This is a genomic window from Cognaticolwellia beringensis (assembly GCF_002076895.1).
GTDB classification, from domain to species: domain Bacteria; phylum Pseudomonadota; class Gammaproteobacteria; order Enterobacterales; family Alteromonadaceae; genus Cognaticolwellia; species Cognaticolwellia beringensis.
On record NZ_CP020465.1, the window covers coordinates 1520036 to 1535950 of the forward strand.

Sequence of the window (15915 nt, forward strand, 5' to 3'; positions counted from 1 at the left end):
GCAAAACACTGTTGACATAAATCAGTCTCGATTTGTTTGCCATCTATTAGGCATAAATTATTAGAGGATCAAACCGCAAGCATTTTATGTATTAAACCATTGGCTATGTTTACACTGGTTTCGATTTTAATGAAAAATTAAGTACTTTCATATCGGCCACACCGTCAACTTGTAGGAACTCTATATATTGCTGTAACTTGAATAGTTGAAACAAAAGTTCTTTATTTTCAGCTTCCAAATATATATTTTCTTCTTTTAGTTCATCACGCTCACTACGGTATTTATCTTTTAAGTTTTGCTCTTTTTTTTCTTTGCTTTTTCTCTTTGCTATGTCATCGGAAGTGTTAGGCACTTGGTCTGATATCGGCATTTTAAGTTTTATAATACGATCTTTAAGTTCAATGTATTCTTCAACCTTGTAATTGAGGGCTCCATTAGATAAGCCAGCTTTTTTTTCAACGGCGTACTGTGAGATCCGCTCTCCATTAGCAATCATTTCTTGTAAGACTATTTCTACGGCTTTTACTGTTAGTGTTATTTTTGCGGTGCTCATAGCGTTACTCCGTAATAGTCTAATGCCTCTTCAAAAAATTGTTGTTCAAGCTTGAGGTATTCAACTTGAGCAGCGCTCTTTTTATGATCAATTGTATTGGAAAGTAGATTAGTGTAGTGGTTATATTTTGACTGCCAGTGCTTAATTGCATCTTTACTAGCAACTAGGTTCTCACATTTATTATTGCATTTAGCTGATTGTATAATACCTGTGATTTTACAGTCTTGACCGTTAAGGCAGTACATTCCATTACCTAAAGATTTTAAAGTAGATTTACCCCTTAATGCCATGTTAGTGGCTTTTTTTAATGTTGGGTATACTTTTGCGCTTTCATGAAGGTCTCTAGCTACTTCGAGCACTTTACCGCCTTTACCGTACAACCCTTCGGTTGCTTGAATTTGAAGTGCTAATTCAGCAGATATTTCTGCTTGTTCCTTTTCGTAATTATTTTTCATCATTTCAGGTATTTGGGCTTTATATATGGCATTAGCACTACCTCCACTCGAATACCAATCTGTTTCGGTTCGATAAAGGTGTTTTAATTGGAATGAGATGTCCTGGCCAGACACTACATTCAGTCGTCTTCCATGAACAGAAATAGAACGTCTAGGTTGATGTGAACGAAGAGGCCAATGTGCGCCTTCGTAAATCTCTTGTTCAACCAGTTCTTTATCAGCTATATTTTGGTTAAGTAAGTAGAACTCTTTAATATCCTCATTTGTTAGAGTGATATCGTGCTCTTCACACCAAATTCTTGCCCACTTTGTAAAGCTTCTTGGTGTAACCTCCTGTATTGTATTGCCCATTTTGTATTCTTTAACATTAATGCAGATATTCATTTTTTGGATATCCTTGGCATACATAGGTTTGAATACAGCACGCGCAAGTTCTATATTAAAATGGAATATATCCACAATCCAAGGAGCTGCCGCCCAAAGTTCGTCAATGCCACCTTCTGGAGCATATTTACTGAGTAAAGATTTTATGCCGACGTAACCATGTTGTTTATCATCTAACAATGAGTTGAAACATATAGCTCCAGCTTCGCTGATACGCATTCCTGAGTATGCTTGGCATGCAGCTTTGAAGGTTGAAAATATATTAGTCAAACTATGATAGAACTGGATTGAATCAACATGATAGTTAACACCTTTGTTAAGTAACGTGGTGTAAGTTCTTTTAGTATCTTTCGATGTAGAGTTTCTTATTTTATCTTCAATACAACCTGTACCGAATCCATGCCAGTTTTCATGAAAATATTTCAGGGTATCTTGGTGGTTGGCGATATATTCTAACCAGTCAATGTCATCTATATTACGCGACTCGCCATGATACTCGTCCACTATGAATAGAATTTTTTTAGCCGAGTCTATAAAGTTTTTATTAGTAAGGTCATCAAAATAATTTTTAAATGATAACCAAAGTTTTGATAAAATAGGAAATGGCATGCAGTAAGTTTGATTCGCATCAGTATCACCTAATTCATTATTAAATGTTCGTGAAACGGAATATCCGTAGACTTGTAGCGGTGTGTTGTCCATTTTACCTAGATTATTTAATGCAATAACATAATTACGTAAACTATTTTCGTTTAGTCGCTCTCTTAAGAGGTCAAAAAGTTTGTCTGTTACTTGTTTATTTTGAAGATGAAATATAGAAAGAATACCAAGTGATTGACAGGCTTTTGCGATTAACGAAATGGTAGTTGCGACCCGAACAACACTAGACAGCTTTGCTGATTTTTCGGCAAGCCAAATTATATATAGACAAATAATACGAACTTCAAACGCTAATTGTTTATTCAGACCTGTAAATGTGACCTTTCGATCACAATCACACCCTTTTATTTTGAATGACCATATGGAAAATGAAAAGCGAACTGCAGCTAAGGCGTTACCTTTAGCATCAAGACCTGCAGGACAAATTATCATGTTTTTTAAACCATCGGGGATCTCCCTTAATTCTTGTTGAACCTGTAGAAAAGTAATGGTTCTCCGCATAGTGGGTAGAAAATCAATTTCCTTTGATACGACGAGGGGACGTGATTCAATAGAAAAAATATTGTTGAGTTGTTTGTGCAGGAATTCATGTTCTGTTTTTCTAATAGTTAAATTGTTATTTTCCATACGTCACTGACTCCATCATTAGTTATTTTTTTTTGTGCTGCCGCTAATTTTGCCTGGTCCACTAGTGTTAATCTTTCGTTGATACCATTAACTATTTTTTCGTATTGTTCAGATCCTTTAGTTGAACCGGAATAAAAAACCTTATTGAGTAGGATAGATTGTCTAAATGAGAGAAGTTCATATAAGTTACTTTCTTGATCAATGATTCCACACTTATCACACTTCAGGCATTCAAGAATATTGGCGCATACTTTTGGCGTTCGTCCTTGTGACTCTTGTTCTCTGAAAAAGTCACGCTGTTGTTTTGTTTCATTATCATCAGTTTTGCAACCGAGTCCGTGAGCTGATGATATGTATGAATTGTCATCAGGAGATACCAACTTGATACCTTTCTTATTAGCGATTTGTTGACGTTGTTCTATAGGAAGGGAGCTTGTCCCACCAGTGACCATGATGTTTAGAGCATTAGAAAAATTCTTCATCATGTCAATTTCATTACCTTGGGAGTAATTTCTTTGATAAGTTTCCCATTCATGCTGAGCTTTCCCTGTTGTTAATAAAGGGTCTTGTCCTAATGAATCAAGTAGTTGCTCAGAAGATTTTTTAATTGCCCTTGCACTAAATCGAGGGATTTCAATATATTCTTGTTGAATCTTCCACCAATGATGGTTGTTGTAGAGTGAATCGAATGACTCGGAAAGTTGGTTAAATCCAACAGATGAGCCAGTGTTGTTAAATTGATGGAAAAGGTATGGAGAATTATTAATTATTCCAGAAGTTTCTAAGCACTCTAGATAAGCCTTTCTTGTGTTCAAGTAACGTTCAAACCATTTCACACCAGAACGTTCGAAATCAACAGTGATGCTAGCACCTATACCATAACGAACAAATTTAAAAGCTCGACCTTTGAACTTATAATTAGTTTCTACTCCTCCATCTGTATTTGTGAATATTTCAGATTCGAGAAGCTCTGTTATTTGTTTTTTGGAAGCAATAGTATAAAAAATAAATATCAAAAAACTTAATAGGTTGTACGTTCGAATAAGATTGAAAAGCCCTACATCATATGTGTACTCAGTACCTTTTATATTAAGAGTCATTTCTCTAAAGAATATACTTCGATCGTTAGTCATATTGGATGCTAGCGCTTTACCTTCCTTTATTCTCTCTGTGAGATGTTCAAGCTCTTTTTCATAAGTTTTTTGCAAATTCATTAAAAGGTGTAAAGCGAGATTAAACTCTTCAGTAGTGTACTTAGCGTTAGCTTCATGAGCTTTTGATGCATTAGAAAAGGTATAGGTATATTGGGAGCCTAGTTCCCCCTGACTGATTAAAAATTTACTTACCATATTCAACATTGAGCTTGCAGTTTTATCTTTATAAACTTTAGTGAAAACTTGAGATTTAAGTAGGCTACACCATTCAGCAACTCCATCCCTTTTGCCTAATTCAAATCCTTTTTGAGCTTGAAATGATAAAAAATTATAGATAGCCCTAAGAACAGTTAAACGTCCACTAACACTGTATTTTTTTATATATTTACAAAGGTTATTTCCAAGTTCATAGGACTTGGAGCAATAATGGTTTTTTGGAATTGAGTTAAAATTTGATTGTTGTACACCTGCTGATAATGGATGTTTCCAAAACTGCTTATCTGCAGACATGTTCAAATCATGAATACAAGTAGAACCGCCATTACCTACCCCATTACTTTCAATATATAAATTAGGGGTATATTTTATTTTCATAAGATGTCCTTACTATTGTTTTTTAATTTAGGCTGCAGCTAAAATTATTTCATTGGCAAACTTATCTAATATGTCAGCGGCTTTATTAAGCATATCCGAATGCTTAAGATACTTGATGTACCTTAAAGTAACAGCTTCATTTTTATGACCCATGGTTTCTTTTACAAAACCTAATGCATCAATAACATCGCTTTTTTCATTTGTAAGTATTTTAAGGAGATTAGTACCGAATGTTGCCCTCATGTCATGAGGTTTGTGGTTTAATTTTTCACCAAATCGTATTTCATAAAGATATTTAAATTTGACCCATACATTTCGTTTGTTATATTCATTGAAAGCTGTACCAGTTTTTGTGATAAACAAAGGAGAGTATCCTTTTTTGTTCTTATTGCTTTTCTTATACAGCGTTAGTAAGTCTTCGTATTCTTCTGATTCTAAATAGTCCATGATACTTTCGAAAAATGGCCTGGTAATAAACAAATCTCTAGGTGTGTCATTCTTCGTCATTACACCTACTCTTGGGGATATTTCAATATCATTAATGAGGAAAGAATCGTCTTTATGGAGGTTTTCGATAGTAAAGAGCTCTGCGTTCATCGTATTACATTCTTGACTTCGTAATCCTGAACCTATCATTAGGTTAAGGAATAATCGATCTCGTTCACCCATAGTATTAATCACAAGTAAGGCTCTTTTGGCTTGTTTTTGATTTAATGGATTTAGAGACTCCCCATGTTTTGTAACTTTCCTTATTCTAAGATCCGTCGATTGAACATTTCTGTGGCCAGTTGATGCTGTCTCGTATTTAAAGAAACCTTTTTGGGGAACTACTTTATTTCTAATAAGAAACTCATAGAAAGCTCGGAGGTAATTGATGTAAGAACTCGCTGTAGTATATTTTTTGTCATTTTTATCATTAACATCAAGTAGTAAATCCTCTCTGTACCCATAGGTAGGTGAATTATAATGTAAAGGAGTCGGCTTATAGGGATTTATATTGTTCGCTTCAATGAAATTTAACCAAGAAAGGAGAGCTTTAGCATAGGTGAATGATTCTTTAACTTGAGAAGCCTTCTCCATGATTGCTATATTCATGAGCCTTTCAATATTTTTGTCTTTAGCTCCACTAATAATTTTTACTTTTTTTAAGGTCGGCGAAGAGAATGTATGTTTTTCATCATCTATTTTAAGTTGATCTATGACACCGAATCTACATTCAATAGTTTTTATTTCTGGCATTATGGAAGCCTATTGTTGTTAATTGTATTTTAACAATAGCACTTGTTTTTTCTAAGTCAACTTATTGGGGTGGATTTTCTAAGCTGCTCTTACTAGGGTAGTTTGACAACCGCGTCCATGGCTAAACTCGACATCTTTAATGTTTTCATCAACAAGATGAGATAACCACATTAATTCTTGTTCATCAGGATGATAAGTTTGACGGCAACTATCACAAACTTTACGTACCAAGCGCTGAGCAATAATGGCGCGTAAAGAACTCCCCACTAAGAAGCCTGCCGCGCCCATATCTAATAGACGTAGCGCACTCGTAATAGCGTCATTGGTATGTAATGTTGATAACACTAAGTGACCTGTTAACGCGCCTCGTAAACCTATTTCAACGGTTTCTTGATCACGCATTTCACCTACCATGAGTATATCGGGATCTTGTCGTAATGCCGTGCGTAATACGCTAGAAAATGTCAGGTTTATTTTGCTATTAACTTGTACTTGGTTAACCCGCGGTAAACGATATTCTACCGGGTCTTCTACGGTGATAATTTTCTTACTGGCTTTATTTAATTCACTAAGTGCCGCATACAAGGTGGTAGTTTTACCACTACCGGTTGGGCCTGTAACTAGCACCATTCCATGTGGGCGTGAAATTTGATGGCGTATGCGTTTAACAAAGTGCTCTGGCATGCCCGTTTCGTCTAACGACAGTAAACCCGCTGACTGATCAAGTAAACGCATAACCACAGACTCACCGTATTGCACCGGCATGGTTGACATACGGACATCGATATTATGGCCGTTGATTTTTAAATTAAATCGCCCATCTTGTGGTAAACGTTTTTCAGATATATCTAAACCTGCCATCAGCTTTAATCGTAATACCATCGCCGAGGCAATTTTATTTTCTTTTAAAATATTTTCTTGCAGCACACCATCAATACGTTGGCGAATACGCAATGCGTTTTCATCCGGTTCAATATGCACATCAGACGCCCGCATTTGTACGGCATCTTCAAATACTGATTGAAGTAATTTACCCACGGTTGCATCACCGCCTTCCTCAAGGAAGTTATTTGATAAGTCAAAATCACTACTTTGATCGTATTCTTCCTCTAGTTGGCTAGCAAAAGATTCAATATCGGCGGTGCGTCGGTATAACCCGTCAAAGGCATTAAAGAGTTGTGACTCCATGACAACGGCTAGTTTCAATCGCTTCGGAGCTAACATTTGCTCGAGTTGATCAAGTGCACTTAAATCTGCCGGATCGCTCATGCCGATAAGAACAGAGTCGCCTTGGTCTTCAATTATTATGGCACGCAAACGTCGGGCATGAACTTCCGGTAATAATAGTGCGACTTCAGATGAAATTCTGCGTTGGCTGATATCTAAAAATGGCACATCTAATTGCTGGGCAAAAAACTCTAATAACTGCTGCTCACTAATATGCCCTAGCTCAATTAAGGTGTCACCGAGCTTTCTACCACTAGTTTTTTGACTATTTAAAGCCTGCATGAGTTGTTCATTGCTAATAATGTGTTCGTGAACAAGTAAATCGCCCAAACGCATTTTTAATTTAGGTGCTGCCATATTATTCTCCTAACTCTATCAAACGCTGCCGAGCAAATTGCATCGCACTTGTGGATAAATTATTACGTGCTATTGATTGCCTATATGCATCTCTTGCTGGCACAAATTTGCCAAGACTATCCAAAGAAACCGCTACACCTAGCCACCATCGACCAACATCAGGCTCAAGTGTAATTAATTTTCGGTAAGCAGTAATCGCACTTTCATGCTCATTTAATTCCGCCGATGTATTAGCTAACAAAGTTTGTACCTCTGTGCTATCACTTCGATTGACTGGATTTAAAATGTTAAATGCTTGTCTGGCTTGACCTTGTTCATAATAAATTCTAGCACTCATTAAGCGCATTTCTTCTGCTTGCGGTGCTAAAGCAATACCTTGTGATAACAAGTTAACAGCTTCTTGATAATATTTTTTACCGTACCACAAAGCAGCAAGCTGTTTACGCGCTGTTTCATGAGCGGGCACTACGAGTAGTATTTCCTCAAATAACGATTCAGCTTTGGCTATTTCATTACGTTCCATTGCTTGCTCGGCTTGAGTAATTTTATTTGCCGCCAATGCCTGTGGTGATAATTGTGTGCGAGAAATGGTTAAACTTGATTTAGCGGGAACAATGTCAGTAACGGCTTCAGGCTTAACCGCTGCCTTTGCGGCTTGAACCGGCGTAATTATCACAATTGTGTCGTCTGTTTCTGTGACTTTTTCTGTTAGAACTCTGTGTTCAATTGTCTCACCTAGATCATTCGCTAGGGCATTGTTCTCTTTATCAGGTGCAATTACTACGGTTGACTGCGGAACATTGGCTAAGCCTTTACTTTCGTCAAGTGCATGCTTTATTGCTTTCGAGGTAACCGGTAGCGCTAACACTTGTGTCGATGGTAGGTTTGAGGGTGATACTTTATTTTTATGAGTATCAGCTCTGAATTGATCGTTTTTCAGCGTTATTGCTGCTTGCTGTACTTGTGCTTTGAATTGTTGATTTTCGCTGTAAAGCTGCCAAGCAAATATACCAACAATATTGACAATAATAATGATAGCGACAATAACAAATATTAATTTAGTCGAAGAGTTATTGGCTGGTAAAGGTACAGAAACATTAGACGCGCTTTTTTGATCGTTCTGGCGCTTGTCTAAATCTTTTAACATTTGATTAATTACACTCATACTAACGTCTCAACAATATCCCATGAAAAATACAAGCCAGCCAATATTGTAACCAGTAACAAGCTAATTAAATAAAATTTTAACGACGTGTTTTGTTGTGCACCTTCGGTGTCTATGATGGCAGCTGCTAAATATTTTTTTGTTAATTTATAGCTGCCTTGCCCATAACCAAGCATCAGTATTTTATGACAAATAATATTTACCAACCTTGGAATACCGCCACTAACTTTAGCCACTTTGGTTGCCATTGAGCGACTAAATAAATTTGGCCCTTTATGACCTGCAACTTGTAGTCGATGTTGGATATAATAATCAACTTCACGTGCATTCATCGCGCGTAATTTATAAGAAAAAGTAATACGTTGCTTCAACTGTCTAAATGCTTTTTCTGCTAGCCTTTCATCTAATTCTGGCTGAGCAAATAAAACCACTTGTAATAATTTTCGTGTTTCTGTTTCAAGGTTAGTAAACAACCGCAATGCCTCTAGACTTTCCGACGGTAATGCTTGCGCTTCATCAAGAATTAATACGACCGAATGACCTCGAATGTGTAGCTCCAGCAACCTTTGCTGTATTCGTTGAGTTAAAAGCTCTGCCGATACTGTTTGTGCTTGCTTTACGCCTAGTTCGACTGCAACTGCGCGCCGCAACTCATCTGGCTTTAAATATGGATTGGGAATATAGGCGGTGACGAAATGCTTAGGAATTTCATTTAGCAATTTACGGCACATTAAGGTTTTACCCGTGCCGACTTCCCCAACCACTTTAATAAAGCCTTCGCCCGTTTGTAATGCGGTTAGCAGTACTGCAAGAGCCTCATTGTGAGACTCTAATCCCAAATAAAAATTGGTATTTGGTGTCAAGGTAAATGGGAATTCCTTTAAACCAAAGTGTTGCAAGTACATAAGGTTATAACTTAATTAGTCGTTGCGTTTGCATCTGCATCTTCTGGAAACCATTGCTTTAGTAAAGCACGAGCGTCTTGCAGTTGATTCTTCCAAGTGTCATGTCCGATAACAATAGGTTTTAGCAAAATAATTAGCTCTTTCTTTTGCACAGATTCGCTTTTACTTTTAAATAACGCTCCCATGATTGGAATATCCCCAAAGAAAGGTGTTTTAGATTCCGTGTCAACTTTACGTGTTTCTATTAAACCGCCAATGACTACAATTTCACCTGATTTTGCTCTAATAATAGTATCAGACTCACGAACACTACTTTGCGCCAAAGGTAATACAATATCTTGATCGCTTAAACGAATAGTTTTAGTTTGCTCGGCAGTAATCGTCACCGACGGATGAATATGTAGAATAACTTCGCCATCAGCATCAATTTGAGGCGTTACGTCTAGGGCTATACCCGAGAAGAAAGGCGTTAGATCGATTTCTGGTGTAGTGGTTGTTGAAGTACCTGTAGTAGTTGTACTCGATACATCAGTAACAAAATATTCATCTTCCCCGACTTTTATAATCGCTTTTTGATTGTTTGTCGCGGTAATTCTAGGACTAGAAAGTACTTGCACATTACCTTGAGTAGATAATAAATCAATTACACCACTAAAGTCTTTATTAAGAAAACTTAAACTTGTTACACCACCAATGGCTGAAGAAATTGCATTTCCTGCAATATTACCCGTGGTTGAGAAGCCAATATCTGTGCTTTCAATGTGCCCTAATACTTGGTCCCATTTAACACCTTGTTGGTAATCATCATTTAAGGTGACTTCCATTATTTTTGCTTCAATAATAACTTGGCGACGCAAGTGCTCTTCAGTGCTTTCAATAAAGCGCTTAACGGCCGCTATTTCAGCAGGCAATGCTTTAATCGTGACTAAACCCGCTTGTGGCGACACAATGACAGAACGGCCGGCCTCATCACCAACTAATGCGTTTAAAGTCTCTTTTAGTTCGCTCCAAAAATCAGATTCATTTTCAGTATAAATATTTACACCGCTGCTATTACTCTGATTTCCATTCCCGTTTTGATTGTTATTATTATTGCCGCTATTGCCACTATTATTATTGTTATTCCCGCTGTTACCATTTGAATTACTACTGTTGGGATCATTTTCAGAAACACCGCCAGAGTTAATACTCGTGCTAGAAATACCACGACGCTTAACATACAAATAATCTAACGGGATAGTTTCGGTGCGAATACCTGCTGGATACACTTGGATTACTCGCCCTTCGCGGCGAATATCGTAACCATAGATTGATTCAACCACGTCAAGTGCTTCATCTAAGGTGACATTTTTTAAATTCAACGTGATGTTACCGCTAACCTCAGGATGTATCGCAATACTATAAGATGAGTCATCAACAATAGCGGCAAAAAACTGCTCTGCAGCGACACCGCTGGCAGCAATTTCTAGACGTTTTTCCGCCAATAAACCATGACGAGCTTGCTTAATTTCTTTTTGCATAAGCTCTTGGCGAACAGAGTTTGGCAACGCCTGTAGCGGCTTAGGTGCTGATGGCTGATTGGATTGGGCAATCGCTTTATCTAACGCTTGTGTTACATCAGTTGGTGGTTTGGGCGCTGATTGACAACCCACAAGTACAATTACCGCTGAACAGCATAATAGTTTCATTTGGTGTTTTTTAATTTTAATTGTTTTATTCATTTTGAGTTCGCTATTACACCGGAAAATAATAATAATTCCATTCTACCTTGTGGTGAATCTAACACCACCCCATTTGCATTGATTGCAATCAAATCGAAACCTTTATATTTATCGCCGACATTAAGGACTTGACCATTAATAATCGCTTTTTTCTTATTATTACTTTGGATAATTGATTGCAAAACTAAAGCGGCTCTCTTTTCGCTACTATTCGCTGATGCAACCGCACCAAAAGGCCGAGTAGGATCTACTTGTTGACCTTTTGCGCATTGGGACATAAAGAGCACGGATAGAACGAAGATAATTTTATACACCAATAAACTCCTTGGACGTGCTCAAACTATAAATTACAATTTCTAGTTCACTGACAGGATACGCTTTTAATTGGTAATCGAATTCTTGCCAGAAAAACTTCCAAGACAAACTCTCTAACTGGCTTAAGTAATCTTTTAGCTCAAAGTATTGCCCTTGCAGCTTTATTTTAATGCCATGACGGTATAAACGTAATTGCTTGGGTTGCGACTGCACAGCATCTACTTTTACCGTTGTTATCTTATTCGCTTGATCTGCTTCAGCTTTATTCTCAGTTACTGGATTTGCTGGCAGCACTTCAAATGAAAGTAGCTTAACACCTTTTTGTAATTTTAATAACTTGATCAAGGCATAGCGCATTTGAATGGGATCAATTAAATCTGAGGTTAACGCGAGTAACTTTTCGTCAACACTACCGAGCTTAGCTTGATATTGTGATAACTCTTTCTTTAAGGCGATATTAGGGTCTTCGCGCAATGCTTGTTCTAATATTTGAATCGAATTTTGCATGTTTTCATTACTTTGCTGAGTTTGCAAAACTTGTTGATTCAACTTTTCGATACGCTGAATCGATTCATCCAGAAATAAAGTGTATAAAATAAAAACGATGGCAACCATGCCTGAGGCGATAATTAAATATTGCTCACGTGGTGTCGTACTATTAAATTTTTCACTGTAAGCTAACCACTGAGTCATAACACTACTCTCCTTTACTTTGTGCAGAGCTAACAACGAACTCAGTTAATTTTTGTTCATTTTCAATTAAAGAGAAATTAATAAATCGCTTACCAGAAAGAAATGTCGAAGATTCAAAACCAGATAACCAATTAGGCACGGCATCTGGGGTACGCGCTATACCCGAGAAGGTCATATTACCATTACCAATATTAACTCTTTGTAAACTTATATTTTTATTGTGCAACGCAGCTAATTCCGCCATTGCGCTTGAAAAGCCCACGCTATAAGTTTTTGTGGGATCCGTTAATTGTTTATGTAAATGCTCTTTATTGGCAATCACTAGCTTAATGGTATTTAATTCCGTCAGTAATGTAGTGTTTTGACGGTTTTTACTAATGGCTGACTCTAAGTTTTGTAACTGTGACGTTTGGCTTATATTTTGCGACTTTATTACTTCAAAATCTGCTTCTAAGTTACTAACTTGCCACTGAGTAATAAAAATTAATCCCAGCATAACGACCAAAGTAACTACCCATAATGTCACAACACGATTTAGTGTCCAGAGCGCTTTTTTGGGTAGCAAGTCTGCTTGTAATAAGTTGATTGAATATTTAGCCACGTTAGTTTGGCTCCATAAAATTTAACTGAGTCGCTCCAACAGCTACCGCGTTATTTCGGAGGCCTTCTAGTGTATCGGGCATAACAAACAGCTTCACCTCTACATTAGTATTCTCCGCCAATTTACGGGCTAAAAACGCTTCTTTATCAATAGGTAGCAAAACTTCAATAGTTTTGATTGGTGCTTGTTTTAATTGTCGTTCAAAATAATCGGTAGAACGCTGAATTTCGAGACTTAAAGCGTCAATAACGCCCATACTTAATTCATCTTCGCTTTTATTAGCAATTTGGGTGAAGCCACGTAATCGTCGACTAAAGAATAGTCGTCCGTTTTTAACAATTAAAATGTTTATTTCTTCATTGGGCTGTTGGCAAACGAGTAATACAGCATCTTCTTGCACTGGTAATAAGCTAGCAAACGCAAACTCTTCAGTGGTAATACTGTCAATATTTAGCTGTTCGTCGGTTAATACGGTAACCAGTTCAATTAAATCATTTTTAGCTACACAGACTACATTAATCTTTTCATGCCCCCCAGCTAAGGTTGGGCCATCAAAGTAATCCAATACCATATTTTCAGGGGCAATACTGACGAGATCTTTGATCTGCCACTTTAAGGCAGCGTTCATTTCATCAATCGGTACATTAGGTTTATCTACCTGGACTATGTGCGAATGAACATTCGCTAGAACCAAATGACACCGTCCTGAAAACGACTGAGCACTAACTAAGTGCTTAAGCGCCTTTGCAATTGAATTTCCTTTGTTTTCAACAACGTCACTTTTATTTTTATTAATTTTTTTAACAAAATAACTAATAGACTGCTGTCGCAAGGACACACCAATTAAGTCAGCGGACTTTGCTTTTGAGAAAACATTTTTGATACGTGTAATAATTGTCATTAAGCGATATTATTATTCTATTATCTGTAACCGTAAAGCCATTATCGCTGATTCTATTTTCGGCGCAAGTGTTTTAATTACTTCATTATTTTGAGTTACAAAACTTATGCCTCCTTTATCTGTTTTACAACCCATCGCTCATCCTATTTTTTCTCAGCATAAAATTACAGTACAAGTTAAACGTGATGATCTCATTCATCGTTTTATTTCTGGTAATAAATGGCGAAAACTTAAATACAATTTGCTACATGCTAAAGCGATTGGTGCTAAAGGTGTTATTACTTTTGGCGGCTGTTTTTCTAATCATATTCATGCTTGTTCGTTTGCCTGTCATCAACAAAACTTACCCGTTATTGGCATTATTCGTGGAGAACAGGACAATCAAAACAACTACACATTAGCATGGGCTAAACATTGGGCGATGAAGCTGACTTTTGTTGACCGAAAAACTTATCGCATGCGCAATGATGAACATTATTTACAACAATTACAGCGACAATACCCTGACTACTTCATTATTCCTGAAGGTGGAAGTAATGCACTGGCGTTAACTGGGGTCGCTGAAGTGATTGAAGAACTCAGCCAACAATGCGAATTTGATACCCTGATAACACCTGTAGGTAGCGGCGGTACGTTGGCAGGTCTTATTTTAGGTGATAAGTCGCAGCATAACTTACTAGGGATAGCAGTACTAAAGCAACAAGGCTATCTTGAAAGTGAAGTAAGCGATTTACTCCCCTTAACCAGTAAAAATGAGAATAAATGGCGAATAGCGCACGAATTTCACTGCGGAGGTTACGCTAAATTTAGTCCGCAAGACGCAGAAAAGATAAGAAACTTTAGTCAGGTAGTTGGCATTGATTTTGAGCCAGTTTATTCAGGGAAAATGATTTTAGCATTGCTAAAGCTGATCGAATCAGGCTATTTCCCAGCACATCATCGCATTGTGCTTCTACATACTGGTGGTCTGCAAGGGTTAGGGGGCATGTTTGAACGCGGCTTACTTAATCAAGCTGAATGGCCTTCACCACCTGCGACACCGGTTCCGTAAAAAGTGACCTTGCCCGCCTTTACACCCAGTTGTAGTAAAGTGCGCCACTAGACTCCCACCTAAAACCTAAAACAGAGTGTTCTTTACGGCCGCTAGGTTTTTTAAACTTTAGATGAGCACTTAATTTTCTGATAAGTCTTTATTATGATCATAAATATGGGCATAAAAAAACCCTGAATTCATGACGAATACAGGGTTTTCATTATACGATTACTAGCAGCTATTAAGCTTGAGCAATAACAACAACTTTAATTGTTGCATCTACATCGTTGTGCACGTGAATTACGATATCGAATTCACCTGTTTCACGAATGCTACCTAGTGGTAAACGTACTTCAGCTTTAACAACTTCAACACCAGCTTCAGTGATTGCATCAGCAATATCACGTGTACCAATTGAACCGAATAATTTACCTTCGTCACCGGCTTTAGAAGCGATAGTGATTTCAGCTAATTCAGTTAATTTAGCAGCACGTGCTTCAGAAGCACTAAGTTGCTCAGCTAATTTTTTCTCTAAGTCAGCGCGACGAGCTTCAAAGTGCTCAACGTTTGCTTTAGAGGCAAAAACAGCTTTGCCTTTTGGTAGTAAAAAGTTACGAGCGTAACCAGATTTAACTGTTACCTTGTCACCAAGGCCGCCTAATTTGGCGATTTTATCAAGAAGTATTACTTCCATTTTCAAAACCCCTTATTAGGTTACTTATGTAAATCAGTATATGGTAATAATGCTAAGTAACGAGCACGCTTGATCGCACGACCAAGTTGACGTTGATATTTAGCACTTGTACCAGTAATACGGCTAGGAACAATTTTACCACTTTCAGTGATATAGTTTTTAAGTACAGCTGTATCTTTATAATCGATTGCAGCAGCACCTTCCGCTGAAAAGCGGCAGAACTTGCGACGTCTAAAAAAACGAGACATGGATTTCTCCTAATATGGCTTACTGTATTAAGGTGAAAATCACCGTTAAATATGTATCGCCTAAATTAAATCATTTCAATTTGTTGGGCATGTAATACTAAAAGCGGATTACCGTTTCTAGATTCATGACGGTTTATAAAACCAGTCACTTTAACATTACAGCCTTCAATTAAATCACGAGTTAAGTGTTGTGACACTTTGCCGGTTGCAACAACTTGTATTCGAACAAACGCTTGTCTGTTCATGCCTGCTTCATTTTGAATAGACTTGTGGTCCATTGAAAACTGACAGTGCTGAATACCCGCTGGGCTAGTTGACGTTTTAGGTGGCTTTACCACATGTCCGGTCAATACTAAGCAATTCTCTTGGCTATTATTCATAGTAAGAGC

At 37.4% G+C, this 15915-nt stretch carries 16 protein-coding genes; 1 reads left to right on the forward strand and 15 read right to left on the reverse strand.

All coding sequences use genetic code 11. The annotated features are described in order from the left end of the window. Positions 1 to 109 precede the first annotated feature (109 nt). The 12 genes from B5D82_RS06335 to B5D82_RS06390 form a co-directional block, all read right to left on the reverse strand. Positions 110 to 553 carry a hypothetical protein gene (locus tag B5D82_RS06335; RefSeq protein ID WP_081150035.1) on the reverse strand — a complete coding sequence of 148 codons (444 nt, stop codon included), beginning with the start codon at positions 551 to 553 and terminating at the stop codon, positions 110 to 112. Continuing rightward, positions 550 to 2679 (reverse strand): hypothetical protein, encoded by a 2130-nt coding sequence (locus B5D82_RS06340; RefSeq protein WP_081150037.1) that lies wholly within the window; start codon positions 2677 to 2679, stop codon positions 550 to 552. Before B5D82_RS06340 ends, B5D82_RS06335 begins: the two co-directional genes overlap by 4 nt. Further along, the gene (locus B5D82_RS06345) at positions 2661 to 4427 is read right to left on the reverse strand and encodes a hypothetical protein (protein ID WP_081150038.1); all 1767 of its coding nucleotides are present in this window, start codon (positions 4425 to 4427) and stop codon (positions 2661 to 2663) included. Before B5D82_RS06345 ends, B5D82_RS06340 begins: the two co-directional genes overlap by 19 nt. 27 nt (positions 4428 to 4454) lie before the next feature. Beyond that, entirely contained in the window at positions 4455 to 5666 is a 1212-nt protein-coding gene (locus tag B5D82_RS06350) for a tyrosine-type recombinase/integrase (RefSeq protein ID WP_081150040.1), read from the reverse strand. Between the two features lie 78 nt (positions 5667 to 5744). Beyond that, positions 5745 to 7250 carry a GspE/PulE family protein gene (locus tag B5D82_RS06355; protein ID WP_281255942.1) on the reverse strand — a complete coding sequence of 502 codons (1506 nt, stop codon included), beginning with the start codon at positions 7248 to 7250 and terminating at the stop codon, positions 5745 to 5747. A gap of 1 nt (position 7251) precedes the next feature. After that, complete coding sequence (locus B5D82_RS06360; protein ID WP_081150042.1) at positions 7252 to 8415, reverse strand: tetratricopeptide repeat protein; 1164 nt, start codon at positions 8413 to 8415, stop codon at positions 7252 to 7254. Further along, positions 8412 to 9320, reverse strand: a complete 909-nt coding sequence (locus tag B5D82_RS06365) for an ExeA family protein (protein WP_081150043.1) — start codon at positions 9318 to 9320, stop codon at positions 8412 to 8414. Before B5D82_RS06365 ends, B5D82_RS06360 begins: the two co-directional genes overlap by 4 nt. 11 nt (positions 9321 to 9331) lie before the next feature. After that, the gene (mshL, locus tag B5D82_RS06370; protein WP_081150045.1) at positions 9332 to 11041 is read right to left on the reverse strand and encodes a pilus (MSHA type) biogenesis protein MshL; all 1710 of its coding nucleotides are present in this window, start codon (positions 11039 to 11041) and stop codon (positions 9332 to 9334) included. Next, entirely contained in the window at positions 11038 to 11319 is a 282-nt protein-coding gene (locus tag B5D82_RS06375) for a hypothetical protein (protein WP_157673850.1), read from the reverse strand. The genes mshL and B5D82_RS06375 overlap by 4 nt, the downstream gene beginning before the upstream one ends. 28 nt (positions 11320 to 11347) lie before the next feature. Next, positions 11348 to 12049, reverse strand: coding sequence for a type II secretion system protein GspM (gene gspM / locus B5D82_RS06380; RefSeq protein WP_081150048.1), 702 nt, complete (start codon positions 12047 to 12049; stop codon positions 11348 to 11350). Between the two features lie 4 nt (positions 12050 to 12053). Beyond that, on the reverse strand, positions 12054 to 12650 hold the full coding sequence (locus B5D82_RS06385) for a PilN domain-containing protein (RefSeq protein ID WP_081150050.1): 597 nt from the start codon (positions 12648 to 12650) through the stop codon (positions 12054 to 12056). Between the two features lies 1 nt (position 12651). Further along, complete coding sequence (locus tag B5D82_RS06390) at positions 12652 to 13551, reverse strand: hypothetical protein (RefSeq protein WP_081150052.1); 900 nt, start codon at positions 13549 to 13551, stop codon at positions 12652 to 12654. A 106-nt stretch (positions 13552 to 13657) separates the two neighbouring features. Here B5D82_RS06390 and B5D82_RS06395 point away from each other — a divergent pair, with 106 nt between their 5' ends. Beyond that, positions 13658 to 14602, forward strand: a complete 945-nt coding sequence (locus B5D82_RS06395; RefSeq protein WP_081150053.1) for a 1-aminocyclopropane-1-carboxylate deaminase/D-cysteine desulfhydrase — start codon at positions 13658 to 13660, stop codon at positions 14600 to 14602. A gap of 223 nt (positions 14603 to 14825) precedes the next feature. On the opposite strand, the gene rplI is transcribed toward B5D82_RS06395, so the two are convergent. The 3 genes from rplI to priB form a co-directional block, all read right to left on the reverse strand. Next, on the reverse strand, positions 14826 to 15278 hold the full coding sequence (rplI, locus tag B5D82_RS06400) for a 50S ribosomal protein L9 (RefSeq protein WP_081150055.1): 453 nt from the start codon (positions 15276 to 15278) through the stop codon (positions 14826 to 14828). A gap of 20 nt (positions 15279 to 15298) precedes the next feature. After that, positions 15299 to 15526: a 30S ribosomal protein S18 gene (gene rpsR / locus B5D82_RS06405; RefSeq protein WP_077283912.1), complete on the reverse strand. Its 228-nt coding sequence runs from the start codon at positions 15524 to 15526 to the stop codon at positions 15299 to 15301. Positions 15527 to 15591: 65 nt separating this feature from the next. Then, entirely contained in the window at positions 15592 to 15906 is a 315-nt protein-coding gene (gene priB, locus B5D82_RS06410; RefSeq protein WP_081150057.1) for a primosomal replication protein N, read from the reverse strand. Positions 15907 to 15915 lie beyond the last annotated feature (9 nt).

Coding starts and splice junctions, on each gene's coding strand:
- B5D82_RS06335 (WP_081150035.1), bottom strand. CDS start 553: ATGAGCACCGCAAAAATAACACTAACAGTAAAAGCCGTAGAAATAGTC.
- B5D82_RS06340 (WP_081150037.1), bottom strand. CDS start 2,679: ATGGAAAATAACAATTTAACTATTAGAAAAACAGAACATGAATTCCTG.
- B5D82_RS06345 (WP_081150038.1), bottom strand. CDS start 4,427: ATGAAAATAAAATATACCCCTAATTTATATATTGAAAGTAATGGGGTA.
- B5D82_RS06350 (WP_081150040.1), bottom strand. CDS start 5,666: ATGCCAGAAATAAAAACTATTGAATGTAGATTCGGTGTCATAGATCAA.
- B5D82_RS06355 (WP_281255942.1), bottom strand. CDS start 7,250: ATGGCAGCACCTAAATTAAAAATGCGTTTGGGCGATTTACTTGTTCAC.
- B5D82_RS06360 (WP_081150042.1), bottom strand. CDS start 8,415: ATGAGTGTAATTAATCAAATGTTAAAAGATTTAGACAAGCGCCAGAAC.
- B5D82_RS06365 (WP_081150043.1), bottom strand. CDS start 9,320: ATGTACTTGCAACACTTTGGTTTAAAGGAATTCCCATTTACCTTGACA.
- mshL (WP_081150045.1), bottom strand. CDS start 11,041: ATGAATAAAACAATTAAAATTAAAAAACACCAAATGAAACTATTATGC.
- B5D82_RS06375 (WP_157673850.1), bottom strand. CDS start 11,319: ATGTCCCAATGCGCAAAAGGTCAACAAGTAGATCCTACTCGGCCTTTT.
- gspM (WP_081150048.1), bottom strand. CDS start 12,049: ATGACTCAGTGGTTAGCTTACAGTGAAAAATTTAATAGTACGACACCA.
- B5D82_RS06390 (WP_081150052.1), bottom strand. CDS start 13,551: ATGACAATTATTACACGTATCAAAAATGTTTTCTCAAAAGCAAAGTCC.
- B5D82_RS06395 (WP_081150053.1), top strand. CDS start 13,658: ATGCCTCCTTTATCTGTTTTACAACCCATCGCTCATCCTATTTTTTCT.
- rplI (WP_081150055.1), bottom strand. CDS start 15,278: ATGGAAGTAATACTTCTTGATAAAATCGCCAAATTAGGCGGCCTTGGT.
- rpsR (WP_077283912.1), bottom strand. CDS start 15,526: ATGTCTCGTTTTTTTAGACGTCGCAAGTTCTGCCGCTTTTCAGCGGAA.
- priB (WP_081150057.1), bottom strand. CDS start 15,906: ATGAATAATAGCCAAGAGAATTGCTTAGTATTGACCGGACATGTGGTA.